We start from the raw sequence: 25,621 nt of genomic DNA, 5'->3' as shown, positions 1-25,621 counted from the left end.
TCAATTTTTATCGCGGAAACGATTGGTAATGGGGTAGCGACGATCACGACCGAAATTTTTATGGCTTATTTTTACGCCGGGAGCCGATTGGCGTCTTTTATATTCGGATATATAGAGCAAATGCTCGATCCTTTCGACCAAATCTCTCGGATGTCCACGTTCGACTATTTGGGAAACACTCATTTCTTCATCGACGAGGCAACGCAAAACATCATCAAGTACCGGATATGGAGGAAGTGAATCCTCGTCTTTCTGGTTTTCACGCAGTTCGGCCGATGGTGCCTTATCAATAATATTTTGCGGAATGACCGCGGCTTTTGGTCCCAAGCCGTTCATTGGAAAATGGTTATTGCGCCAGTTTGAAAGCGCATAAACCTGCATTTTATAAATGTCTTTTATCGGATTAAAGCCGCCATTCATATCGCCATAAAGCGTAGCGTAACCAACCGACATTTCAGATTTGTTTCCGGTGGTTACAACCATTGCGCCGAACTTGTTCGATATGGCCATCAAAATTGTGCCGCGTGTCCGGCTTTGTAAATTTTCCTCGGTAATATCGGCCTTTGTGCCTTGGAAAAGCGGTTTTAGAGCCTGTTCAAATCCTTCGACCGGTTTGGCAATCGGTACTGTGTCATACCGGCAGCCCAGCATCTTCGCACATTCTTCCGCATCCCTTATCGATTCCGAAGAGGTATAGTTATAGGGAAGCATAATAGCGTGAACACGTTCTGCTCCAAGTGCATCGGTTGCAATGGCCGCACATAAGGCTGAATCGATACCACCCGAAAGCCCCAATACAACACTCTTGAACCGGTTTTTATTGACATAATCGCCAAAGCCTAGAACGCAAGCCTGATAATCGGCTGCTGCATCATGAAGCATTTTTTCCTGAGGTCCCGAAACACAAGACCATTTACCATTCTGTTTTTGCCAGCGACTATATGCAAGCTCGCTTTGAAAATGCTTCATTTGAAAGGCAAGCGTTCCATTTGCATTGACAGCAAATGACCCACCATCGAAAACAAGTTCATCCTGACCGCCGACTTCATTCGCATAAACAATTGGCAGAGAAGATTTCAATACCTGTTTTTTAACGACTTCATAGCGTAATTCCGGTTTTTCACGATTATAAGGAGAGCCATTGGGAACGAGTATGATTTCCGCGCCTGCTTCGGCAAGTCGGGCTGCGACTTCATCATCATTCCAGATATCTTCACAAATTGGCAAACCGATCTTCATGCCACGGAATTCCACCGGCTGCGGACATGGTCCGGCAGAAAAAACCCGTTTTTCGTCAAACTCGCTATAATTCGGCAGGTCGAATTTCAGGCATTCGGCAATGACCTTTCCCCCGTCAAGAACGACTGCGGCGTTATAGACGTGACCTTTTCGACGTATCGGAACACCGACGATAATACCGGCACCCGTAGCCGTTGCCAATGCAAGTTTCGACAATGCTTTTTCACATGTTTCAATGAAAGACGGTTTCAGCACAAGATCTTCAGGAGGATAACCGCTGATAAAAAGCTCGGTAAACAGTAGAAGGTCGGCACCGGCTTCACTCGCCTCGTTATGGGCTTTCAAGGCAAGATTCAAATTGCCTTCAATGTCGCCAACAACCGGATTGAATTGTGCAACAGCGAGCGTCAGATCATTTTCTATCAGCTTTTTGGTCATGGTCTTGATTTAGCCTGTCATCGTTGCCCTTGCAACGGCATATGTTAAACGAAAAACAACGTTTTTAAAATGACCGAAATCCATATACATATCGTTAAGAGAATAGAAAGAAGAACCGCTAGAGAACCCGCATCCTTGGCAATTTTTATATCTTCACGATATTCGCGGGTGATGGCGTTGCAGGTCGCTTCGATAGCGGTATTCAATACCTCGACAATAATAACAAAAAGTATAGAACCGCAAAGCAATAAAAAGCTTTGCCAATTATCGGTCAAAAAGAAGGCTACAGGCAGAGAAATCACGAAAAGAATTGTCTCTTGAATAACAGCCTTTTCGTGAGTCAACAAATATTTGACCGCACGGAGGGAATTCAAAAATGCTTTGAATAATCTCTCCATGCGTTTTTCATCCGATGTCAAAAATTGTGTTTTAATTTCTCTAGCGGGCAGTTGCCTGTGTTGTCTCGGCATCCCGTTGTTTTTTCAAAAGCTCTGCAACAAGAAACGCCAATTCAAGTGCCTGATCGGCGTTCAGCCGCGGATCACAATGGGTGTGATACCTATCGGAAAGATGTTCTGCCGAAATGGCATGGGCGCCACCCGTACATTCAGTGACATCACGTCCGGTCATTTCGATATGGATACCACCGGGATAAGTTCCCTCTGCATGATGGACAGCGAAGAAGTTTTCCACCTCTTTCAAAATCCGTTCAAACGGGCGGGTTTTATAACCGTTGGCCGTAATGGTATTGCCATGCATCGGATCACAAGACCAGACAACCTTTTTACCTTCGCGTTCAACAGCACGAATGAGTTGCGGAAGGTGATCTCCTACTTTGTCGTAACCGAAACGGGCAATCAGTGTCAGTCTTCCCGCCTCGTTTTCGGGATTGAGAATATCAATCAGTCTCAACAAATCATCAGGTTCAAGTGACGGACCGCATTTAAGGCCGATCGGGTTTTTGATACCGCGACAATATTCGACATGCGCATGATCGGACTGACGTGTACGATCTCCGATCCAGAGCATATGCCCCGATGTCGCATACCAGTCACCCGATGTAGAATCAACGCGCGTTAGCGCTTCTTCATAACCGAGGAGAAGCCCTTCATGGCTTGTATAAAATGACGTTTCACGCAATGACGAATTTGTATTGGCTGTTATACCTATTGCCCGCATAAAATCCATTGTTTCTGAAATGCGTTGTGCAAGCTTGCTATAACGTTCGCCCTGCGGGCTGTTGGCAATAAACCCCAACATCCATTTATGGACATTATCCAGATTGGCATAGCCACCTTGAGCAAAGGCACGCAACAAATTCAAAGTTGCTGCCGATTGCCGGTAAACTTCCGACATGCGCTGTGGATCGGGTGTACGAGAAGCTTTATCGAACTCTATTCCGTTTATGATGTCGCCACGATAGGATGGCAAGGTAACACCATCCTTGGTTTCAGTATCGGAAGATCTCGGTTTTGCAAATTGTCCGGCAATGCGGCCGACTTTTACCACCGGCTTTGAAGCGCCGAAAGTCAATGCAATCGCCATCTGTAAAAATACGCGGAAAAAATCGCGGATATTATCAGCTTCATGCTCGGCGAAACTTTCTGCACAATCACCCCCTTGCAACAGGAAAGCCTTTCCTTCTGCAACCAGTGAAAGTTCATGCTTCAAATTGCGCGCTTCACCGGCAAATACCAAAGGTGGATAACGGCGCAATTCACTTTCTACATGAGCCAATGCTACAGGATCAGGATAAGTCGGTACCTGCTTAATCGGTTTTGATCTCCAAGATGCAGGCGTCCAATTTTTAGTCATCATTATCTCACTTTACGGTATAAAATATAGTTCCGGTGTCCTTTTATCGGGATTTAAAAATATCCCGGATCAGGTGCACCTACCTACTTTATGATATAAACAGAATTGTTGTTTAAAGCCAAGTCCATGGTCTCTCTAAAAGTGGAATTCCGCTTTTTTTACTACAATTTAACAACTTCCGTTCGACTGAACACATCCTTATTCAATTCAACTTCTTTCCGTTTTCGTAAACATAAGTGGGTTGATACATTGTAACCAATTCTTCAGAGGCCGTCGGATGGAGCGCCATGGTTCTATCAAACACATCTTTCGTCAATTGGCCTTTGAGAGAGACACCGAGAAGTTGTGCCATCTCGGCTGCATCATGACCCAGTATATGGGCTCCCACCACCCGTTTTGACGTTCCATCAACAACCAGTTTGGTGAGCATTTTTTCTGTATTTCCCGAAAGTGTATTACGCATCGGACGGAACAGAGCACGATAAACCTCGACACGCAGGAACTTCTTCACCGCCTCTTCTTCTGTCAGCCCTACTGTGCCAATCTCGGGCTGTGAAAATACAGCCGTTGCAATAAGTTCATGATCCGGCTTTGTCGGATTGTTTTTGAAAGCGGTTTCGATAAAACACATTGCTTCATGGATTGCGACAGGTGTTAGCTGTATCCTGTCGGTAACATCACCCACAGCCCAAATATTATCAGCACTTGTCTTCATATAGTCGTCGACAATGATAGCATGACGGGAATTACATTCAACTCCGGCTTTATCCAAATTCAATCCGTCGGTGTTGGGCGAACGTCCGAGAGCCAGCATGACTTTTCCCGTCGTCAATGTTTCGCCTGTCGAAAGCTTTACGTTGAAGTTTTCAGAATTTTTCTCAACCTGTTCGATCGTTGCGTTATATAAAATGCGAATACCTTTTTCTTGCATGGCATCATTTAACAGTTGCCGTAAATCGGAGTCGAATTTGCGCAATATCAGATCACCGCGGTAAACGAGTGTTGTTTTCACACCCAGTCCGTGAAAAATGTTTGCAAATTCTACTGCAATATAGCCACCGCCTGCTATCACGATGGATTGAGGCAATTTGTCCAGATTGAAAGCCTCATTCGAGCTGATACACAATTCGTTTCCGATAATTTCCGGATGGCGGGAAACATGACCGCCTGTTGCAATCAGAATTTTCTCGGCAGTTACCCGTTCGCCGGTTGTTTTAATTTCCAATGTGTGAGCATCGACAAAAACGGCACGGCTTTCAAAGATCTTGACATGGTTGTTATCAAGTCCTTTGCGATAAAGCCCTTCGAGTCTGGCAATCTCTTTGTTTTTAGCTTCAAGAAGCCGCGTCCAGTCGAATTTGTAATCATCCAGAGTCCAGCCAAAGCCATGACTATCCTTGAACTCCTGTGAATATTGCGAGGCATAGACAAAAAGCTTTTTCGGCACACAACCGCGGATAACGCAGGTTCCGCCCATGCGATATTCTTCTGCAATGCCAACTTTTTTTCCGAGCGCACCGGCCAAACGTGCAGCACGCACACCGCCCGAACCACCACCTATTACAAACAGATCAAAATCATATGATGACACGGGGACTTCCTTTCACTTCAATTGTTGGAACTTTTAATATGGTACCGGAGTGCCTGAATTATAAGCCAATACAATGTTATTTGCTTTAACCGATTTCTGAAATAGCTGTATTTTTAATTTTTGGCAAAAAAAATGGCGACAATAATGCCGCCATTTTCAAAACTTGATGAAAGCCGATTATTGTGCAGGTGCGGGAGCCTTGGGCTTTGCACTCTGCGCGGCTGCCGGTGGATTGGGTGCTGCACGTTTTTGTGTACCAAGCTTTTGAGCCATTGCTTTTCCGACATTTGCAGCCAGATCCTGAGCTACACCTTGACGCCATACGTCATAAGCCGAAAGGATGTCGCGAACGGCAACAGGACCTTCTGTCAACAATTTTTTACCTGTGTCCGATGTATAAAAGGCAGTGATCTGGTCAAGCTCGGCTTGTGAAAAATGCTTGGCATAGGCACGGGCGGCCTCTTTTTCCAAATCGGCGCGACGTTTGGCAAGTGCCATTGCCTGTTCATCAACCGTATCGGAAATAACATTTGCGAGATTGGGGTCTTTACGCATCAACTCGTCTTTCAGATCACGAGCGGTGCTTGGGAGAAATTCATCAAATTGGTCTGTAGCATGGATTGCAGCAATTGCTTTTTGTGCCGATTGCAACTGTGCTTCGCTAATATCGTCAGCATAGGTAAAATTAACGCCCATACCAAGAATTGCGACTGTTCCCAGCGTTGCAGCAAGGCGTCGGATGGAAAATGCCGTGTTCATTCAGTGGTTACTCCATAATTATCGTCAAAAACTTTTAGCCATCTTTTTCGTCAAAAAAAACCGATGGAAAGACATTTACTCTAAAAATCCGCCTCATCCAAAACTTTTATTTCACCATTGGTCATTGCAACCACCGATTTCTTTGCCAAATTCAAAAATAAACCGTGTTCGACAACGCCCGGGATCGAAAAAAGTGCTTCGGATAGAGCTTCTGGATCAGAAATACGGCCAAATGATGCATCGAGAATAAAATGTCCACCATCAGTAACAAAAGGTTTATTATTCTCTTGCCTTAATGAAATGTTGCCAGAAAGGCCAAGGCTCTTTGTTACTTCGACAATTGCAAGTTTTGTCGCTGCCAAACCGAACGGATTGACTTCAATAGGCAAAGGAAATGCACCAAGCGCGTTGACCAGTTTGGAAGAGTCAGCAATCACCAACATGCGGGTCGAAGCAAAAGCGACGATCTTTTCACGCAATAATGCACCACCGCCCCCCTTTATCAAAGCCATATGCGGACCAATTTCATCAGCACCGTCAACATCAAGATCAAGACCGGGAACATCATCGAGACTTGCTACCGGAATTCCGAGTTCACGGCATAGCTGTTCCGAACGCACCGATGTAGCAACGCCCACAACGCTTAAACCGTCTCTGACACGCTCCGCCAATACACGAATAAATTCATTTGCTGTAGAGCCGGTTCCAATTCCAAGTTTCATCCCGTCTTGGACAAATTCAACCGCTTTTGCGGCGGCTGCTTTTTTCAGTTCCAGAGCATTCATAGCCATTCGCTTTTCCTAACAAGTGTTTCATCTCTTACGGATCGCTGAAAAAAAAGCAATCTCCCGACACCCGAAACCCGATATTTTTACCGAAATTTGCGCTTTTATACCCTGTTTTTATAGTTGATAAAAAAAATCCACTTTAGGGGTTGATTCCCGACTTAATGTTTCATATGTTTGTCATGTTTTAGTGAGTCTGATAGGTTTCATTGTAATTGGTTATCGATAATGATTGTTTGTTCGTGTAACGTAATAAGTCAATCAGAGATCGAAGATGTTATCAATTCTCTGTTGGAAGAGGATTGTTGGCAATTGATTGTTCCCGGAAAAATTTATAAAGTGTTGGCGAAGCGCGGCAAGTGTTGCTGTTGCTTTCCGAATATACTCGAAACCATTATTCGGGTATCGGAAAATTATCATCGCCTACATAATCGGGACGAGGCTGAGATTATCTCCTATCTTGATCGTGTGCGCGCATTGCGATTGAAATATAGGAGAATAGGTCAACATGAAAGGTCACGAAAAGGTCATCGAGCGGCTTAACCAGGCGCTCTTTCTTGAACTTGGGGCGGTCAACCAATATTGGATTCACTACCGCTTGACTGAAGATTGGGGTTACACAAAGCTTGCAAATAAGGAACGTGAGGAATCCATTGAAGAAATGGGGCACGTTGACAAGCTGGTCAAACGTATTGTTTTTCTGGAGGGGCATCCCAATTTGCAAACCCTCGCCCCTCTTCGCATCGGCCAGAATATCAAGGAAGTTCTGGAATGTGATTTGGCCGGAGAATATGAGGCAAGAGAAGCTTATCGCGTTGCACGTGAGCTGTGCGCCGAATTGTCCGACCATATCTCAAAAAAATTATTCGATGAATTGTTGGAAGATGAAGAAGGTCATATCGACTTTCTGGAAACACAACTTGCTCTCCTTAACAAGATTGGCGAAGAAAAATATGGCCAGTTGAATGCAGGTTCAGCTGAACATGCCGAAGCCAAAGAATAAAAAATAAATATCGAAATTGAACCGGCCAGAACCACCACGAGTGTTGTTCTGGCCTGTTTCTTTTAGCCTGAAGCCGTTTTTCAAATTCACATATTTATTTTGAAATAGCTATTTATTCGCTTACACCCTGTTTTGGTGTCCCCGCCTCATTGCTCATTAAACCGACGTTCCGGTATGTCGCAGTTGTCACAACACCACCGCTCATTTCAGAAAGACTAGCGGAGTTGGTGAACCGCATCCATGGAGCTAGAAATCTCGTCGATTTATCCATGGGAATAAGAAATCTTGCAGGCATTTTCAGGTTCTGCCTCTATTATATTTAACTGGCTCGATAACTTGTTAAAGCTTCCGTGAAACCGAAAGCCTTAAACTGCGTGACAGTTTCTTTCATTGATCGACAGTTTCGTTCATTATTGACGCTTCAAGCGAATACCCGAACGATGTCAGTTGTTAATGAGTGAAAAACAAGCGGAAAAAGATGAGCAGAAGACAAGCCGAAATCGAAGAATTGAAATTCAAGAATCCTGATAGTCTTTAACTGTCATTTCATTCAGAACGACCGGTTTGAGGCTTGCAAATATTTTCGATATTCGTTCCAAGGTCGTGTCGGCCCTCCCTTAATAGAGGATATTATTTTACCTTTATCGGTAACCAACATAGTTCCGTATAACATCAATGAAGTTGCAGTAATAATTTTTTGCCCTGAGTCACATTTCAATAAATGGATATTTTGATAAACAACCAGAATATCCGCATCAGGGCATGTCATGTCGCTATTATATTGCTCTTCGATTACTGCTATTTTTAAACCGCCATCTTTTTGCGCTCGGCAAGTCCCTTCATTACAAATAAATTGCGCTCCTTCCCGCTGTTCAGCGTTTGCGGGGCCTACAACTGCGTTCAATTTATACGACCGTTGCCAAACTTCTGTGACAAATTTCGTCGGTTTTTTATCGGTAATATAAAGATTTCGATTGTCGATGAGGCCGACAGCACCTTTATCCTCCGACACAAGCAATAAGGGCGGTTTTTGTAGAACAACAAAAAAAACGCCAACCAAAAACCATAGAACTGAAAAGAGGCAAAGCCTCGTTTTTAAAATTAAAAATATAATGAGGCCGGAAGACAGAAAAACCAATGCAACCGGAGGGATGACACCCGGATTGATATCCGGAGAGATTGCCGCAACACTGTAGGCAATTTTTTCAACAAGTTTCACGCCTCCTCCCATGACTTGCAACGGCAGCCATTCAAGACCGAATGGCATAACCAGCGCTGCAACAAGTGCAAAAGGCATGACAATGATAGACATTACAGGAAATGCCAAAGCATTGCTGATAATTCCAAGGGGCGCTGTATTGGAAAAATGGTAAGCAGAAAAAATTCCGCTTGCAAGACCGGCCACAAGTGAAGCGATTGCCGTCGAAAGAACCGGAAAAAGAACAATGCGCATTATACCGGCTCCCACGAACATCGGTGTCGTCTGATAATATGATTTCGGTCTTCTGCTCCACCAACCGAACACAGCCACCAATGCGGCTGTTGCCGAAAACGACATTTGAAAGCTCGGTCCCAGCACTTCATGCGGGACAACAAGCAAAGTCATAATGGCGGCAATAGCGAGATTGCGCATTGTTATCGCGGAACGATCAAAAATTATCGCGATAAGCATAACTGCAACCATTACGAAACTGCGCTGCGCCGCGACATCGGAACCAGACAAGACGAGATAGAAGGCGGATGCCAATAATGCCGCTGCGGCGGCAATCTTCTTTGATTGATAGCGCGAGGCAAAGCCGGGAAATATTGCAAGTAATGTCCTGACAATAATCAGAACCATGCCGGCGACCATCGCCATATGCAAACCGGAAATTGACAAAATATGCGAAAGTCCTGCAACCCGTAAAGCATCATTGGTTGTCTGCGAGATGCCGCCTCTTTGGCCGGTAATCAATGCTGCCGCTATGCTACCGGTTTCCCCGCCGATCGCCTTTATGATCCTTACTGTCATTGCCACACGTAAACGCGAAATTCCCAAAGAAACCCGCTCAATCAACGAGTCCGGCGGTTCGACAATAATTTTCTTGGGCTTGCCTACAAAATAGCCTTGACCACCGATAGACTGGAAATAATTGGAAAATCCGAAGTCATAGCTGTTTGGCCTGATTGGTCCGGAACTTGCCCGTAATTTCACCCGTCCCTCGACCCCGTCACCCGGTTCGATTTCCATATTGCTCGTCGAAGCGGATAACTTTACTCTTTCGGGAGCGTAATGGAGATGGGGATTATTCGTCGCCAATATATCCACGACCAAACGCGATTTTGCATTTGTTGCCTTTTCGACTGCAATAACTCTCCCCCTTATTGTTGTCGAAATATCGCTTCCAAGCATTGGTGTCGCTATACGCCACGTCTCTATTTTGGAACAAAATGCTCCGACAACAATACATGTCGCAAAACCGGCAACAAAAAAGGCCGGCCGATAATGACGGGACAGGATAAAAAACCCGATCGCCAAAGCGCAATAAGCTGCAAGTTTTGAACCGTCGGGTTCATATGGAAGTGTAAAATAGATTATCGCACCGACAGCCATGAACACCGGAATCAGCAAAAACGCTAACCCTTGCTCGAATTCATGAACAAACGAGTGATAAACCCACAAAAGCGCATCCTTGAGCTTTTTAGAGAGCGAATTTATCCCTGTTTTATGTGGATTGATAAATGGTATATCATCGGGCAGACTCACAACATGCCGCTCGACCGGGCTGTAAAGCTGCGCAGCAGACGCCATCCTCTTCTTTCCGGATTGCCTGTTCAATCCTTGCGCATTTGATTTGCTTTCTGGTGCATTTCTCTGCTTTATAATTCTATCTGTCCCCGTTGGTATGACTGGCACACGTGAGTGAGTCTATGCTAATGGTTCGACACCATACTGACAATGGAATACTCGTAGAAATCTGGAGACATTTATGTCCACGCCTGTAGTTACACGTTTTGCCCCTTCACCCACCGGTTTTCTTCACATCGGGGGAGCGCGTACCGCCCTTTTCAACTGGCTTTACGCCAAGCACACCGGTGGCAAAATGCTGCTTCGTATCGAAGACACCGATCGGGAACGCTCCACCAAAGCAGCGGTCGATGCAATTATTGACGGATTGAAGTGGTTGGGATTGACATGGGATGGCGAGCCTATTTCGCAATTCTCACGTGTTGACCGTCACCGTGAAGTTGCCGAAGAACTCGTCAAAAAAGGGCAAGCTTATTATTGCTACGCCACACCGGAAGAATTGACAGAAATGCGTGAAAAAGCACGGGCAGAAGGAAAACCCCCGCGTTATAACGGCATCTGGCGCGATCGCGATCCTTCCGAGGCTCCGAAAGGAGTAAAACCGGTTATCCGCATAAAAGCACCCCTTCAGGGCGAAACAATCGTGCACGATCGTGTACAAGGGGATGTACATTTCCCCAACAAGGATCTTGATGATTTTATTATTTTGCGTTCGGACGGAACGCCTACTTATATGTTGGCGGTGGTGGTTGATGACCACGACATGGGAGTAACCCATGTTATCCGTGGCGATGACCATCTGACCAATGCTGCACGCCAGACAATTCTTTTTAATGCCATGGGGTGGGATGTTCCGGTAATGGCTCATATTCCACTCATTCACGGAGCTGACGGTGCAAAACTGTCAAAGCGCCATGGCGCCCTCGGCGTTGATGCCTATCGCGCAATGGGTTACCTGCCGATAGCCTTGCGCAACTATCTTGTACGTCTTGGCTGGAGCCATGGCGATGACGAGATTATGTCGACTGAAGATATGATTTCCTGGTTTGATATTGATGACATCAACAAAGGTGCAGCCCGCTTCGACTTCAAGAAACTTGAGGCGATCAACGGCCAATATATGCGCATGAGCGATGACAAAGAACTGTTTGATGCCGCGCTTTCCATTCTACCGGAAATCGAAGGCGGTAAGGAACTTCAAGCGAAGCTCGATGATAAAAACCGGGCCGAATTTCTAAAAGCAATGCCGGAATTGAAAGAACGTGCCAAAACACTTGTAGAACTGATCGACAACGCCACTTTTATCTTTGCCGACCGGCCTTTGAAACTCGATGAAAAGGCTACCAACCTTTTGAATGAGGAAGGAAAGGCGATTTTGAGAGCTGTCTATCCGGCTCTTGAAGCTTGCACCGACTGGAACAAGGAACAACTTGACCACATCATCAGGCAATATGCGGAAGGTGCACAATTAAAGCTCGGTAAAGTTGCACAGCCATTGCGGGCAGCATTAACAGGTCGGGCGGTTTCACCCGGTGTTTTTGATGTGCTCGTTATTTTGGGACGCGAAGAGTCGCTGGGTCGGATAAAAGACCAGATCGCCTGAGACTTCACGCCGTATTAGCCGGTATCTTGATTTTTATTATTGTGCCACAGCTCCTTTTAAAGCGCTGTGGCATTTTTTTATCAAATTAGTTTGGACATTTTGCGACCGCTGGCAATGCCGATCTTTGATACGCGCATTTTCCTGTGCTTGAATCACACAAGATTGACACCGGTAACATAAAAATACACAACTTAGAGATTGCAAGCCGGCGCTTTTTGGATAATCTGGAAAGTAACACAGGCATTAGACATGAGCCGCAATTATTACCTGTAGTGTGAACGCGGCACCTCATCTTTTTGGGGTGGAGGGTCTGAAAGGGAAGATACATGATAGACAATAAAGCACATATAACCGTTGACGGTAAAAGCATTGAACTTCCGGTACGCAAAGGCACAATGGGCCCGGACGTTATCGAGATTGCACCGCTTTATAAGCAAACGGGAACGTTTACTTACGACCCCGGTTTTACATCAACGGCTTCTTGCGAATCCAAGATTACCTATATTGACGGAGATGCCGGTGTATTGCTCTACCGCGGCTATTCGATAGATCAGCTTGCCGAGCAAGGTGACTTCATGGAAACTTGTTATTTGCTGCTTTATGGAGAACTCCCCAGCAAAAAACAAAAAGAAGATTTTGACCGGACTGTGCGCGAGCACACCATGGTTCACGAACAGTTCTCGCGATTCTTCCATGGCTTCCGCCGTGACTCACACCCGATGGCTGTGATGGTAGCCTGCCTTGGAGCAATGTCGGCTTTCTATCATGATTCACTTGATATTGCCGACCCGCGTCAAAGGATGATCGCATCCATCCGTCTTATTTCAAAAGTGCCGACGCTTGCCGCTATGGCCTACAAATATTCAATCGGCCAACCGTTCGTATATCCGAGTAACAACTTGGGTTATGCTGCAAATTTCCTGAAAATGTGTTTTGCTGTGCCTTGTGAGGAATACAAAGTCAATCCGGTATTGGCACGGGCAATGGATCGTATTTTCATCCTTCATGCCGATCACGAGCAAAATGCTTCAACATCGACTGTCCGTTTGGCCGGTTCTTCGGGAGCTAACCCGTTTGCTTGTATTGCCGCCGGCGTCGCTTGCTTGTGGGGTCCTGCCCACGGCGGAGCTAACGAAGCATGTTTGAAAATGCTTCAGGAAATCGGATCAGTTGAAAGAATTCCTGAATTTATCGCACGTGCGAAAGATAAAAACGATCCGTTCAGACTTATGGGATTTGGTCACCGCGTCTATAAAAATTATGACCCGCGTGCAAAAATCATGCAAAAGACATGTCATGAAGTATTGACAGAACTCGGCATTAAAGACGATCCGCTTCTCGACATTGCTATGGAACTCGAACATATCGCTCTCCATGACGAGTATTTCATCGAGAAGAAGCTTTACCCGAATGTTGATTTTTATTCCGGCATTACTTTGAAAGCCTTGGGCTTCCCGACCGATATGTTCACAGTTCTGTTTGCTTTGGCACGTTGTGTCGGCTGGGTTGCTCAATGGAAAGAAATGATTGAAGATCCGGCACAGAAAATTGGTCGTCCGCGTCAGCTCTATACCGGTGCAGCACGCCGCGAATATGTACCGCTGGACAAACGCAAATAATTTGCTTCGGAAATATTCAATTTCCGGAAAAACAAAAATTAAAACCCCGTCACAAATTTTGTGGCGGGGTTATTTCTTGTTCAAATATCACTTTCGCGATCGAGATAACATTCACGAACAACGCCTGCCCGCTTTGTTATCCTTGGCAAATTCCATAAACCCGCACGACCGAGCCAACCGACATACCGATATTCCGATATAATTTGCCGGTTACAACCGGCGCAAGACGGGTCTTCAGCCGGTTGCTCCATTCGGGTTATAGACCGAGCCTATAATCGAATTGGGTAATGCGTTTATTTGACACTCTTTATTGAGCGGTATAACCGCCATCAATAACCAGTTCCGAACCGGTGACAAAACCGGATTCATCGGAAGCAAGATAGAGAATGCCATAAGCAATATCGTCCGGTACACCTAATTTTCCAATCGGGTGTAGAGCTGTTAAGGCTGCTTTTCTTTCCTCGACATCGCCGCTTTCTTTGGCACTTTCTTCAACCATGGGTGTCCAGATATAGCCCGGATGAACCGAATTCACACGAATTCCATAGCCCGATTTTGCGCAATGCAATGCGGCAGACTTGGTGAATAGACGAACCCCGCCCTTACTTGCGTTATAAGCAGCAAGCGTTGGATCTCCAACCAATCCTTCGATAGAAGAGAGGTTGATGATCGAACCGCTCTTCTGGTTTTTCATGACACGGATCGCTTCTCTTGTGCCCAGAAATACGGCATCAAGGTTGATCGATTGCAGAAAGCGCCATTTTTCCAACGTTTCGTCTTCTGCAGAAGCCGAGTGTCCGACACCCGCATTATTGACCAGAATATCCAGTTTCCCGAATAGCTTGACAGTGTCATCGACGACTTTTTTCCATTGCTGTTCATTGGCAACGTCGTGTTTCATATATTTCGCAATGCCGCCGGCTTTGTTAATTTCTGCTTCGACTTTCTTGCCTTGGACTTCATCAAGATCGGTCAAAACGACTTTTGCACCTTCTTTCGCCAGAAGACGTGACGTCGCCTCGCCCAAGCCTTTTGCGCCACCGGTAACGATCGCTACTTTATCTTTCACCCGCATAATAAATTCTCCTCATGCCTATATTTTCTTGCTATTACATTTTAATAGCAATCACATATCGGTATCAGATGAAATGATTATCTTACAATTGTCAACCGTTCTGCGGCACGTGTAATTGCTGTATAAAGCCAGCGTTCGCGCGTATCGCGAAATGCAAAACTTTCATCAAACAATACAACATTATCCCATTGCGAGCCTTGGGCTTTATGGACGGTCAACGCATAGCCGTAATCGAAATCGTCATAACGGCGCTTCATTTGCCAGGAAATCTCGCTTTCCGGATCGTCAAAAACTGCTTTCAATAATTTTATTTTTGCAACACCGCGATCGTCATCTTCCGGTGTAATAAGCAAACTGATACCGGGTTTGATTGTTTCCTTCGAGGCTGTCATGACTTTCCATAACGAGCCATTCAACAGCCCCTTTGCGGGATCATTGCGCAAGCAAACAAGTTTATCACCTGCTTGCGGGTAATCGGCAGAAAAACCTTTAAGCTCCCGCAACCGTTTATTATAAAGCCGTCGCGTCCGGTTAATGCCAACCAGCACCTGATCGGCTTCAAGAACCAATTGCTGATCCACTTGCTTTCTGGTAATTACCTTGGCACTACCATAATCACCATAATCAATATTGCGGCCTTCCCGAACATCCATAGCCAGACGGATAATCGGATTATCCCGTGCCTGACGGTGTATTTCCGTCAAAAGAAAATCCGGCTCGTGCTCGGTAAAAAAACCGCCACCCGATATTGGTGGCAATTGACCGGGGTCACCCAATACGAGGATAGGCGTTCCAAAGCTCATCAGATCACGCCCCAATTGTTCATCGACCATCGAACATTCGTCAATGACAACGAGCTTGGCTTGAGCAATGGGACTCTGCCGATTGAGCGAAAACATCGGAGCCATCGAAGTTTTGCCCGTGGTTTCGTCTGCCACTTCTTCTTCACCGCGTGGACGATATATCAAAGAATGGATGGTTCGCGCATTCGTTGCACCCTTCGAGCGCAAAACTTGTGCCGCTTTACCTGTAAAGGCAGCAAATTGAACCGTACCATCGACACTTTCCGCAAAATAACGGGCGAGCGTTGTTTTGCCTGTTCCCGCATATCCGAACAAACGAAAAAGCTGCGACTGACCATTCTTGAGCCAAGCCGATACTTTTGTAAGCGCTTTATCCTGTTCAGGTGAGAATTGCATGATTTAACCAAACAGGATTCGACGATCAAGGGCAAGTTAATTATAGTCCTGTTACCATAGAATATTCGTGTTTTTACGGGAGGTACACATGCCGCATACCGGTTTTTGCGATCGTTTCAAAATAGATATTCCGCTTATTCAAGCTCCGATGGCCGGTGTTTCAACGCCCGAATTGGCAGCGAAAATCTGTAATAGCGGCGCAATCGGTTCACTCGGTTTGGGGGCTTCATCTGCTGAAATCGCCTATAAAGCAATCGAAAGCTTGAAAAAAGCAACAACGCGGCCTTTCAATGTCAATTTTTTCTGCCATAAGCCTGCGCTGATCGCAAAACAAGTTGAAGAAAACTGGCTACAACGTTTGAGCCCTCTGTTTCAAAAATTCAACGGCCAACAGCCCGCGAGCCTGCGGGAAATCTATACAAGTTTTTATTCCAATGATGAACTTTTCAAACTCGTTATGAAAGAAAAGCCGGCAATTGTGAGTTTTCATTTCGGTCTACCGGAACCGGAAAAAATCAATGCTATGAAAAGTGCCGGAATCTTTTTGCTCGCAACCGCCACCAACCTTGACGAGGCTTTGGCAATCGAACATGCCGGTTTCAATGCAATTATCGCCCAAGGTTACGAGGCCGGTGGCCATCGCGGAATATTTGATGAAAACTCTGTCGATCAATGCCTTTCGCTTGCACCACTTTTAAAGATCATTCGTAAAAATGTTTCTATTCCGGTCATTGCCGCCGGAGGCATCATGGACGGGCGTGACATCGCAGCCTTTATAAAACTCGGTGCCAGTGCCGTACAAATGGGTACGGCCTTCATCGGCTGTCCGCAATCGCAAGCCGACAGCGGCTATAGACAAACTCTCGCCAGCAACTCGGCCTATCATACGGTGATGACCCGCGCATTTTCCGGAAGACCGGCGCGTGCACTTGATAACGCTTTTGTTGAATTTACCCGAAACGTTCCGAATAAGGAGGTTCCCCCCTATCCTTTTGCCTATGATGCAGCAAAGCAACTTGCAAAACTTGCGGCAGATAAACAGAACTTTCAATTTGGTGCTTATTGGGCCGGACAAGGTGCCCCGTTTTCACGCCCGATGGACGCAGGCGAACTCGTTGATTGTCTAAAAAAAGAATATTATCAGGCAACACAATCTGCTGAATAAAAATCCGTTTTAATAAAAAAGCCACCGGCATTTTACCGGTGGCCTTCTATCGAGCCTCATTACATACCGTCTGGCCCTCTGTTCATGGCGGAAACACCTGTCCGGCAAATTTCAACCAGTCCCAATGGCCCCATAATTGCAATGAATTGGTCGACTTTCGCAGTGCGTCCGGTAATTTCAAAAATGAAATGTTCAACTGTGGCGTCAATCACTTTGGCATGGAAAGCGTCTGCCAAACGTAAGGCTTCCACGCGATCAGCGCCTTCACCAGCGACTTTGATAAGTGCGAGTTCCCGTTCAATCGGAGCATCCTGACCCTGCTCGCGAGCGCGAAGTGTGAGGTCGACCACTCTGTGAACAGGGACAATGCGCTCCAATTGGTGGCGAATCTGATCGAGCACCTGAGGGGTGGCCCTTGTTACAACGGTAATGCGGGATAACCGCTGCTCATGTTCTGTTTCGGAAACCGTCAAACTTTCAATATTATAACCGCGCCCTGAAAACAATCCGATAACACGGGCAAGCACACCCGGTTCGTTGTCAACCAGAACCGCAAGCATATGGGTTTCCATCGGGTCATTATCCGGCTCGATAAAATAAGCTGAGCCAAAACTTAAATTCTGTGCATTCATCATCCTATTCCTTATACGAGCGAGCGACCTTTAGCATCTATGGCGTTCCGGACTGCTTCATCATTTGCTTCATCGGGAAGCAGCATATCGTTATGAGCACGACCGGAAGGTATCATCGGGAAACAATTTTCCAGTTTAGCAACAATGCAATCAAAGAAAACCGGTTTGTCACATTCAAGCATTTCAACGATTTTATCATCGAGTTCCTCAGGTTTGGAACATCTGATGCCAACAGCTCCATAAGCCTCGGCAAGTTTTACAAAATCGGGCATAGCATCTGTATAGGAATTGGAGAGCCTGTTTCCATGAAGCAATTGTTGCCACTGACGAACCATTCCCATGTAATGGTTGTTCAAAATAAACACCTTGACCGGCGTCTTGTGTTGCATAGCCGTTGCCAATTCCTGAATATTCATTTGAATGGATGCATCACCGGCCACACATATAACAAGTGCATCGGGATGGGCAATCTGAACGCCAATCGACGCGGGGAAACCATAGCCCATTGTGCCCAATCCGCCGGATGTCATGAAGTGGCGCGGCTCCTCGAAACCATAATATTGCGCTGTCCACATCTGGTGTTGACCGACTTCGGTCGTGATATAGGCGTTCTTTTCTTTCGTCAGCTCGTATAGCCGCTTTATTCCATATTGCGGCATAATGACATCGGATCTGTGTTTATAGGCAAGCGAGTTGCGTGCCCTCCAATGATTGATCTGATCCCACCAGGCTTTTCTTGTTTCTTTATCAGGAACCGGCTTCAGAGCACGCAAATTCCGTGTCATATTTTCCAGAACATGGGCAACGTCGCCAACAATTGGCACTTCGACTTTGACAATCTTGTTGATTGAAGAGGGGTCTATATCAACATGGATTTTACGCGCATTGGGTGCAAAAGCGTCAAGCCGCCCTGTAATACGATCATCAAAACGCGCACCGATTGCCAACATAACGTCGCACTCATGCATTGTCATATTGGCCTCATAAGTGCCATGCATTCCGAGCATACCCAACCAGTTTTTCCCTGATGCCGGATAGGCTCCAAGCCCCATAAGCGTCGAAGTGATCGGAAAATCTCCGAGCGCAACAAGCTCGCGCAACAGGCGCACGGCGTCGCTTCCGGAAGATATTACCCCGCCGCCCGTATAAATAACCGGTTTTTTGGCTTCCGCAAGCATTCTGACTGCATATTCGATTGCTTTGCTGTTGCCATCCAATTGCGGTCGATAACTTTGACGCGGCATTGATCGGGGTGCGGTATAAACTCCGGAGGCAAATTGAACATCCTTCGGAATATCAATGAGAACAGGACCCGGACGCCCCGTCTGCGCTATATAGAAAGCTTCATGAATAATGCGAGACAGGTCATTTACATCCTTGACCAGCCAATTATGCTTTGTACACGGGCGGGTAATTCCGACAGTATCGGCTTCCTGAAAACCGTCTGTACCGATCAAGGTTGTCGGAACCTGACCTGAAAAACATACAAGCGGAATCGAATCCATCAGCGCGTCCTGAAGTGCTGTCACCGTATTCGTAGCACCCGGCCCTGACGTGACCAACATAACACCGACTTTACCGGTGCTGCGGGCATAACCTTCCGCTGCATGTCCGGCAGCTTGTTCATGACGAACGAGTATATGCTCGAATGAATTCTGTTGATAAATCTCGTCAAAAATCGGGAGCACCGCTCCCCCCGGATAACCAAAAACACGCTCCACCCCTTGGTCGATAAGTGCCTGCACGACCATTTCCGCACCAGACATTGTTTTTCCATCGAAACTGTCTTTTGGTTTTGGTTCTTCTGTCATTTTTCCTACTCGCCAACTGAATTCATTGAGGTAATAAAAAAGGCCCCCAAGGGAGCCTGTTTCGCGTATGAGTGGCTATAAGCCGAATGGTTACACCATTTGCCCCATACGCGTTCGCACTACTAGAATAATCTGTTTCATGGGTGAAACATTATTATGGAGAAAACAGCTCGTCAATCCAAAAATTTCAATTTTTTAAGCAAAACGGGAAGTTTATGAAGTTGAACTTGAAAGCTCATAAAATTGAGCCAATCAGACAGTTCCAGTGAAAAGTAAAAATTGTTGAAGTTTGGCGGCAAATTGAACCGGAAACACAAGTTTGCTTTCAAGTGTCGTTTTGGACTGGAAATGACGGAATTGGTTGACGTCGGCAGATTTTAAAAAATTTATCCGGATCTTGAACCGTCTACTCCACACGGGGTTGTATTTTTTCAATTCCAATTGATTTCAAATGACTGCTATGGGCAACATTACCGCTGAGAGACGATCGGAAGTTTCAAGCCCTCTTCGTCTTAACCCTGTACAAGGCCTCGACATTCCCGATAGTGAAGAAATCGGAAATCGGCATTTTTATCCATTAAACAATAATCATAAAACGAATTTTTACAGCTTGGAAAACCGCTTTTTCAATAAAACTCAGGATTGCTTGCGAGCAATAAACAAATGCCCGTTTACAGGTTCGCCCTGCTCGGCACGCACAATGATGTTATTGATACTCACACAATTCATGCCGTATTTTTTCAGTTCCTTGCTGATATAGGCTTCATCATGCGCAAAGCGTTGATGGGAACCGACTTTATAGTCGAGACCATTAAACTCGTTTTGGGCAAGAGTTTCAGTTGAAAATCCGAAAACGCCGTTTTTGGAGAGTCGGCAAGCAACTTTGTCAAAGAATATATCAATGTCTCCCATATAAGGGAGGACATCGGTAGCTACAATCAAATCCCATTGACCGGACGAACGGCTCACAAATTCCACTACATCTCCCACAAACAAATGTTGGTAATCACCCTTTTCGTGGGCTATTTCAATCATGTTTTCCGAAAGATCAACACCGGTTTTTTCATTTGCCAGATCATCAAGCGCATCGGCAGAAAGTCCTGTTCCACAACCGAGATCAAGCATTTTTTCATATTTCACGTCGGGAAAGTTTTTTATCAATTGTTCGCGCAATTGCAGCGGAACATCGTAACCCAATTGGTCGACAAGAATATAATCGAACATATCGGCATTCTGATCGAACAGAGTTGCAACATAAGCCTTGGGAGCTGTTTTCGGTGTTTCGCCACGATTGATAGAAGCAAGCCTTACTTTTATTCCACCATGATCTTCCGGATCCGCTTCGAGCGCCTTTTTGTAAGCTTCGGCCGCTTTATCGAAATCACCCTGTTTTTCAAGCGATAATCCCAAATTATAAAAATGTTCCAATCCGGATTTATTCGTCTTGTCCAATTTCTTTTCTTCTTTCCGATAAATGACGGGCAATAATGGTACAAACCATCAACTGTATCTGATGGAACAACATAAGCGGTAACACAATAGCTCCGATTGCTCCGCCCGACCCCGCAAAAATAGCGTTCGCCATAGGTGCGCCACTTGCCAAACTTTTTTTCGACCCACAAAACGTAATTGTAATACAGTCTTTCTCGTTAAAGCCTAAAAGTTTGGAGCCATACCAGGTTATCGCAAGCACAATAGCAAGCAAAACCACGTCGATAACCACCATCACGATAAGGTCATGCCAACTAGTCGTATGCCACAATCCGCTTGTTGTAGCCTCGCTAAATGCAAGATAGACAACCAGAATGATCGACCCTCTATCGACAAGCGAAGTCAAAGATTTGTGCCGGATAATAAAATTGCCTATCCACTTTTGGCAAATTTGCCCAAGTACAAATGGAATAAGCAACTGTACCATAATACTTTCAAAAGCAGTTGCCGATATTGCAGCTTTACCACCGCCCGCAGAAAACAACAAACCGACGAGAAGTGGTGTCAAAAACATGCCGAAGATATTGGATGCCGAAGCAGAAACAATTGCGGCGGGGATATTGCCACCCGCAATAGACGTAAAAGCGATTGATGATTGCACCGTTGAAGGTAACACACATAAATAAAGGATACCGGCGTAGAAAGCCGATTCTTTCAGTCCTGGAACAATTGCCCCTGCAACAATACCCAGAACGGGAAAAAGAACAAAGGTTGCAAGGAAGACCGTCAGATGGAGCCGCCAATGAACAATACCTGCGAGAACTGCGTGCCATGGCAATTTCGCGCCATGCAAGAAGAATAACAAGCCCACAAAAAACTGCGTCAGCAACGAAAACCACTCTGCGGCTTTGCCTGAAACAGGTGCAATGCTGGCAATAATAATGGCCAGAATAAGCGCGCTTAAAAATTTGTCGGGCAAAAACTTCATTGTCGTTATTCTTCTTGAAAAACGAAGGCACAAAATCGGGAAAATAGCGCCATCCCTATCTGGCTTCTATAGTTGTTCAGGCAAAGACAAAGGAACAAGATTATTTTTGAACCTTTGAGCATTGTCATAATAATGGGAGGCGGATGCTTTTATGCCCTCGATTTCCTTATCCGTCAGGTTTCTCACAACACGTGCCGGATTGCCGAGAATAAGTGATCGAGGTGGAAACTGTTTTCCTTCGGTAACGAGTGCACCGGCGCCAACAATTGACTCTTCCCCAATAATGGCGCGGTTCATGATGATTGCCCCCATCCCGATCAGACTTCCGTCACCGATGGTGCAACCATGAAGAAGGGCTTTATGGCCGATCGTACAATTCTTGCCGATTGAAACAGGAATTCCCGCGTCCGTATGAATAACCGACAAATCCTGTATATTGGTTCCCTCGCCGATTATTATCACGTCGTTGTCCCCCCTCAAAACACTGCCAAACCAGACACTTGAGCGCGGTTTTAATGTGACTTTTCCAATAACTTCGGCACTTTTCGCAACCCAGGTTGCGCCCGTGTCTTCAATTACAGGATCAATGCCATCAAGCCGATAGAAAGCCATTTGCGTTCCCCTTCACAGGTAAATATTATTAATCTGAAGGTTTTGTTTTTATCATATTATTCAGCCGATCATTCGCCTGAACAGTTAAATTTGCCGTAACAATAAGCGATCCATCGTCTTCCGGCTTTTTTTCAAGGACTTCACCATTATTGTAAAGCCAATCGAGCAAACCATATTCGGCCGGTTTGAGGACGATCCGGCGTTTGACCATTTCACCCGAAATCTGTTTTTCAATCATGCCGAGAAGTTTGTCAATGCCTGCTCCGGTCAAAGCAGAGACTGTTACAACCGGATTAAGAGAAGCGCGTGCTGAATCCTCAAGTGCTGCCCGCGAAACGTCATCCAGTAAATCGACTTTATTCCAGACTTCTATGATATGGTCAGGATTGTCGATATTGACGCCGAGGCTTGAAAGAATGTTCAACACATCCTGAGCATGGGCGTGGTTATCAACGTCCGACATATCTCTTACATGAAGAATAAGGTCGGCTTCAACGACCTCTTCCAATGTTGCTCTGAATGCCGCAACCAGATGGGTCGGCAAGTCGGAGATGAAACCGACCGTATCGGACAACATCACTGTCTGTTCATGTGGCAGAATAATTTTGCGCAATGTCGGATCGAGTGTCGCAAATAACATGTCTTTTGCGAGCACATCGGCCCCCGTCAAACGATTGAACAGTGTCGATTTGCCGGCATTTGTATAACCGACAAGAGCGACAACAGGATAAGGCACTTTTTTTCTTTTCGCACGATGAAGGGCGCGCGTTCTGACAACCGTATCAAGCTCGCGCTTGATGCGTACAATTTTACTCTGCAGGATACGCCTATCCGATTCAATTTGCGTTTCGCCCGGTCCGCCCAGAAAGCCGCTGCCACCGCGTTGCCTTTCAAGGTGCGTCCAGCTTCTGACCAATCGGCCTTTCTGGTAATTGAGGTGGGCAAGTTCCACCTGAAGAACGCCTTCTTTGGTTCTTGCCCTGTCACCGAATATCTCAAGAATGAGTGCGGTGCGGTCGATGACTTTGCAACTCCACTCTTTTTCGAGGTTACGTTGCTGGATCGGCGTCAGGGAGGAGTCAATAATGGCTAATTCAACATCTTTTTCCGCAATGATTTTTCCGATTTCGGCGACTTTTCCTTGTCCCAAAAGAGTTGCCGGACGCGGTTTATCAATATTTACAGAAAGTTTTTCAACCACTTGTAACCGGATAGCTTCGGCAAGCCCTACGGCTTCGTCAATGCGCGAACGTGTTGAAGCTTCATAGGTTTTTTGGGCATTTTCCCGTTCATAAATCACGGGAACAATGACAATTGCCCGCGTTGCTACAGTTTGTCTCGAAATAAGCTTATGAGCCTTGTCATCATCCGTCATGACGCGTCAACCGATTGACAGGCCGGAAAACGGCAATGCCCCATCTTTTCAAGCCTATACAGTTTTTCAAACAAAACACCTTCCCGACCGGAATAAATGTCGCTTATTCGATGTCTTCTTCGTCATCAAACATTTGCACCGGCTGGCTGGGCATAATCGTGGATATGGCATGTTTATAAACCAGCTGCGAATGTCCGTCACGTCGAAGCAACACACAAAAATTGTCGAATGATGTTACTATGCCTGTAAGCTTGACCCCATTAACCAAAAAGATTGTGAGAGAAATCTTCTGTTTACGCACTGCATTCAAAAATAGATCCTGCAGGTGCTGCGATCGTTCCGTCATTGTTCTTATACCTATATTTCGAACCGCAAAAATTCTGTTCTGTTCATATCGAACAAAAAACCATCGATTGTCAATGTGAAACTACAACCGCTCCCACAGCTTTAAGTAGAACGCCGTATCAAGCCGTTCACGGTTTCCGGGCTATCATCATGGTAATTGGAAGTGCGTTACGCCAGACATGGAAATGACCTAAAGGAGCCGCTTCCGAAAGTGCCAAATGAATAAGTCGCGCATTCAATTTCGGCGCCTCGGCGGCAAGAATTGCAGCGGTTTCAAGGGTGACAGCATTGACCACCATCCGACCGCCCTTTTTCAAACTCTGCCAACATCGACTGAACAGATCGGGATGGGTAAAACCGCCACCGATAAAAATGGCATCAGGGGGTTCAAGTCCATCAAAACAAAACGGCGCTTCGCCTTTTATCAAATGAAGCCCGATAACACCAAAGTGATCGGCGTTTTTTAAAATAATATCCTGCCGTCTGGCATTTCTTTCGATTGCATAGGCACGGGAACCTTTTGTGCCACGCAGCCATTCGATTGAAATAGAGCCGCTTCCCGCCCCGACATCCCAGAGAACTTCCCCCCACCTTGGCGCAAGATGTGCCAAGGTGACCGCACGAATGTCCTGTTTCGTTAATTGCCCGTCATTAAAAAACGCACTATCTGCCAAGCCGGAACAGCACGAATATCCTGCATCGGCATTATCCGCTTTGCAATCAACCGCCACAAGGTTGAGATTTTCGCAGTCTTCGAGACTGAACATATCGGCTTTTTGCGAACGGATACGTTGTTTTGTTCCCGCGAGATGTTCCATAACCACCATGGTGCTCGCACCAAAACCTTGTTCAGTTAATATTTTCGCAAGTGCTGAAGGACTTTCGCCATTTTCGGAAAGGATGATAAACCGGCTGTGAGGCTGTAAATGTGGCACAATCGACCGGATGGGACGACCGTTAACCGAAAGGCAAATGATATCCTGTAATGCCCAGCCAAGATGCGCAGCAGCCAAAGAAAATGATGACGGATGAGGCAAAACCAGAACCTCGTCAACGGGTAGATAACGTAAAAGAGTAGCACCTACCCCGAAAAACATGGGGTCTCCGCTAGCCAATACAACAATATTTTTCCCTTTGAGCGAAAGTATCTCGTCTATCCCTTTCAAAAAAGGAGTCGGCCAGACTTTCAACTCCGCTTGCAGATTGTCCGGTAAAAAATCGAGATGTCGCTTGCCACCGAAAATATGCGTAGCGTCAATGATGATTTCTTGTTGGCGGTGAGTGAGACCATCCCAACCATCATCACCGATACCTATAATTTTAAGCCAAGGTTTTTTGTTCATTCACG

At 45.9% G+C, this 25,621-nt stretch carries 23 protein-coding genes; 5 read left to right on the top strand and 18 right to left on the bottom strand.

Annotated features, from left to right (window positions below):
* The 6 genes from BBC0122_RS05630 to rpiA form a co-directional block, all read right to left on the bottom strand.
* Complete coding sequence (locus tag BBC0122_RS05630) at positions 1-1,677, bottom strand: NAD+ synthase (RefSeq protein WP_077992061.1); 1,677 nt, start codon at positions 1,675-1,677, stop codon at positions 1-3.
* Between the two features lie 44 nt (positions 1,678-1,721).
* Positions 1,722-2,075, bottom strand: coding sequence for a diacylglycerol kinase (locus BBC0122_RS05625; RefSeq protein ID WP_077994532.1), 354 nt, complete (start codon positions 2,073-2,075; stop codon positions 1,722-1,724).
* A 40-nt stretch (positions 2,076-2,115) separates the two neighbouring features.
* Positions 2,116-3,492: a class II 3-deoxy-7-phosphoheptulonate synthase gene (locus tag BBC0122_RS05620; protein ID WP_077994530.1), complete on the bottom strand. Its 1,377-nt coding sequence runs from the start codon at positions 3,490-3,492 to the stop codon at positions 2,116-2,118.
* Positions 3,493-3,694: 202 nt separating this feature from the next.
* Positions 3,695-5,083, bottom strand: a complete 1,389-nt coding sequence (gene gor / locus BBC0122_RS05615; RefSeq protein WP_077992058.1) for a glutathione-disulfide reductase — start codon at positions 5,081-5,083, stop codon at positions 3,695-3,697.
* 177 nt (positions 5,084-5,260) lie between these two features.
* On the bottom strand, positions 5,261-5,842 hold the full coding sequence (locus BBC0122_RS05610; RefSeq protein ID WP_077992056.1) for a DUF2059 domain-containing protein: 582 nt from the start codon (positions 5,840-5,842) through the stop codon (positions 5,261-5,263).
* An 80-nt stretch (positions 5,843-5,922) separates the two neighbouring features.
* Entirely contained in the window at positions 5,923-6,627 is a 705-nt protein-coding gene (gene rpiA, locus BBC0122_RS05605; RefSeq protein ID WP_077994529.1) for a ribose-5-phosphate isomerase RpiA, read from the bottom strand.
* A 228-nt stretch (positions 6,628-6,855) separates the two neighbouring features.
* On the opposite strand from rpiA, the gene BBC0122_RS13135 reads away from it, so the two are divergent.
* Together BBC0122_RS13135 and bfr are read left to right on the top strand one after the other, a co-directional pair.
* A complete protein-coding gene (locus BBC0122_RS13135) occupies positions 6,856-7,170 on the top strand; it encodes a (2Fe-2S)-binding protein (protein WP_077992055.1) in 315 nt (104 codons plus the stop codon).
* Positions 7,136-7,630 carry a bacterioferritin gene (bfr, locus tag BBC0122_RS05595; protein WP_075870748.1) on the top strand — a complete coding sequence of 165 codons (495 nt, stop codon included), beginning with the start codon at positions 7,136-7,138 and terminating at the stop codon, positions 7,628-7,630. Before BBC0122_RS13135 ends, bfr begins: the two co-directional genes overlap by 35 nt.
* Before the next feature lie 550 nt (positions 7,631-8,180).
* On the opposite strand, the gene BBC0122_RS05590 is transcribed toward bfr, so the two are convergent.
* Entirely contained in the window at positions 8,181-10,421 is a 2,241-nt protein-coding gene (locus BBC0122_RS05590) for a ComEC/Rec2 family competence protein (RefSeq protein WP_077992053.1), read from the bottom strand.
* A 178-nt stretch (positions 10,422-10,599) separates the two neighbouring features.
* On the opposite strand from BBC0122_RS05590, the gene gltX reads away from it, so the two are divergent.
* Complete coding sequence (gene gltX, locus BBC0122_RS05585) at positions 10,600-12,021, top strand: glutamate--tRNA ligase (protein ID WP_077992051.1); 1,422 nt, start codon at positions 10,600-10,602, stop codon at positions 12,019-12,021.
* A gap of 326 nt (positions 12,022-12,347) precedes the next feature.
* A complete protein-coding gene (gene gltA, locus BBC0122_RS05580) occupies positions 12,348-13,640 on the top strand; it encodes a citrate synthase (protein WP_077992050.1) in 1,293 nt (430 codons plus the stop codon).
* An 80-nt stretch (positions 13,641-13,720) separates the two neighbouring features.
* Here gltA and BBC0122_RS12985 read toward each other — a convergent pair whose 3' ends face one another.
* The 3 genes from BBC0122_RS12985 to BBC0122_RS05570 all read right to left on the bottom strand — a co-directional run bounded on the left by BBC0122_RS12985 (position 13,721) and on the right by BBC0122_RS05570 (position 15,914).
* Entirely contained in the window at positions 13,721-13,891 is a 171-nt protein-coding gene (locus tag BBC0122_RS12985) for a hypothetical protein (protein ID WP_188318090.1), read from the bottom strand.
* Between the two features lie 56 nt (positions 13,892-13,947).
* Positions 13,948-14,715, bottom strand: coding sequence for a glucose 1-dehydrogenase (locus BBC0122_RS05575; protein WP_198231056.1), 768 nt, complete (start codon positions 14,713-14,715; stop codon positions 13,948-13,950).
* 77 nt (positions 14,716-14,792) lie between these two features.
* The gene (locus BBC0122_RS05570; RefSeq protein ID WP_077992046.1) at positions 14,793-15,914 is read right to left on the bottom strand and encodes an ATP-dependent DNA helicase; all 1,122 of its coding nucleotides are present in this window, start codon (positions 15,912-15,914) and stop codon (positions 14,793-14,795) included.
* Positions 15,915-16,002: 88 nt separating this feature from the next.
* Here BBC0122_RS05570 and BBC0122_RS05565 point away from each other — a divergent pair, with 88 nt between their 5' ends.
* Positions 16,003-17,079, top strand: coding sequence for an NAD(P)H-dependent flavin oxidoreductase (locus BBC0122_RS05565; RefSeq protein ID WP_077992045.1), 1,077 nt, complete (start codon positions 16,003-16,005; stop codon positions 17,077-17,079).
* Positions 17,080-17,138: 59 nt separating this feature from the next.
* Here the strand turns inward: BBC0122_RS05565 and ilvN are convergent, their stop codons facing one another.
* From ilvN to cbiE, 8 genes are all read right to left on the bottom strand, one after another.
* Positions 17,139-17,711: an acetolactate synthase small subunit gene (gene ilvN, locus BBC0122_RS05560; RefSeq protein ID WP_077992043.1), complete on the bottom strand. Its 573-nt coding sequence runs from the start codon at positions 17,709-17,711 to the stop codon at positions 17,139-17,141.
* An 11-nt stretch (positions 17,712-17,722) separates the two neighbouring features.
* Positions 17,723-19,522, bottom strand: coding sequence for an acetolactate synthase 3 large subunit (locus BBC0122_RS05555; RefSeq protein ID WP_077992041.1), 1,800 nt, complete (start codon positions 19,520-19,522; stop codon positions 17,723-17,725).
* A 636-nt stretch (positions 19,523-20,158) separates the two neighbouring features.
* On the bottom strand, positions 20,159-20,998 hold the full coding sequence (locus BBC0122_RS05550) for a class I SAM-dependent methyltransferase (protein ID WP_077994528.1): 840 nt from the start codon (positions 20,996-20,998) through the stop codon (positions 20,159-20,161).
* Positions 20,958-21,941 carry a bile acid:sodium symporter family protein gene (locus BBC0122_RS05545; RefSeq protein ID WP_077992040.1) on the bottom strand — a complete coding sequence of 328 codons (984 nt, stop codon included), beginning with the start codon at positions 21,939-21,941 and terminating at the stop codon, positions 20,958-20,960. Before BBC0122_RS05545 ends, BBC0122_RS05550 begins: the two co-directional genes overlap by 41 nt.
* 66 nt (positions 21,942-22,007) lie before the next feature.
* Complete coding sequence (locus BBC0122_RS05540; protein ID WP_077992038.1) at positions 22,008-22,553, bottom strand: gamma carbonic anhydrase family protein; 546 nt, start codon at positions 22,551-22,553, stop codon at positions 22,008-22,010.
* Positions 22,554-22,581: 28 nt separating this feature from the next.
* Positions 22,582-23,928 carry a GTPase HflX gene (hflX, locus tag BBC0122_RS05535; protein WP_077992037.1) on the bottom strand — a complete coding sequence of 449 codons (1,347 nt, stop codon included), beginning with the start codon at positions 23,926-23,928 and terminating at the stop codon, positions 22,582-22,584.
* Between the two features lie 103 nt (positions 23,929-24,031).
* Positions 24,032-24,274 (bottom strand): RNA chaperone Hfq, encoded by a 243-nt coding sequence (hfq, locus tag BBC0122_RS05530; RefSeq protein WP_077992035.1) that lies wholly within the window; start codon positions 24,272-24,274, stop codon positions 24,032-24,034.
* Positions 24,275-24,401: 127 nt separating this feature from the next.
* Complete coding sequence (gene cbiE, locus BBC0122_RS05525) at positions 24,402-25,616, bottom strand: precorrin-6y C5,15-methyltransferase (decarboxylating) subunit CbiE (RefSeq protein WP_077992033.1); 1,215 nt, start codon at positions 25,614-25,616, stop codon at positions 24,402-24,404.
* Positions 25,617-25,621 lie beyond the last annotated feature (5 nt).

The organism is Ditibartonella choladocola (assembly GCF_002007565.1).
Taxonomy (GTDB): Bacteria; Pseudomonadota; Alphaproteobacteria; order Rhizobiales; family Rhizobiaceae; genus Bartonella; species Bartonella choladocola.
The sequence above is the reverse complement of the archived record's forward strand: the minus strand, read 5'-3'. Positions and strand labels throughout refer to the sequence as shown.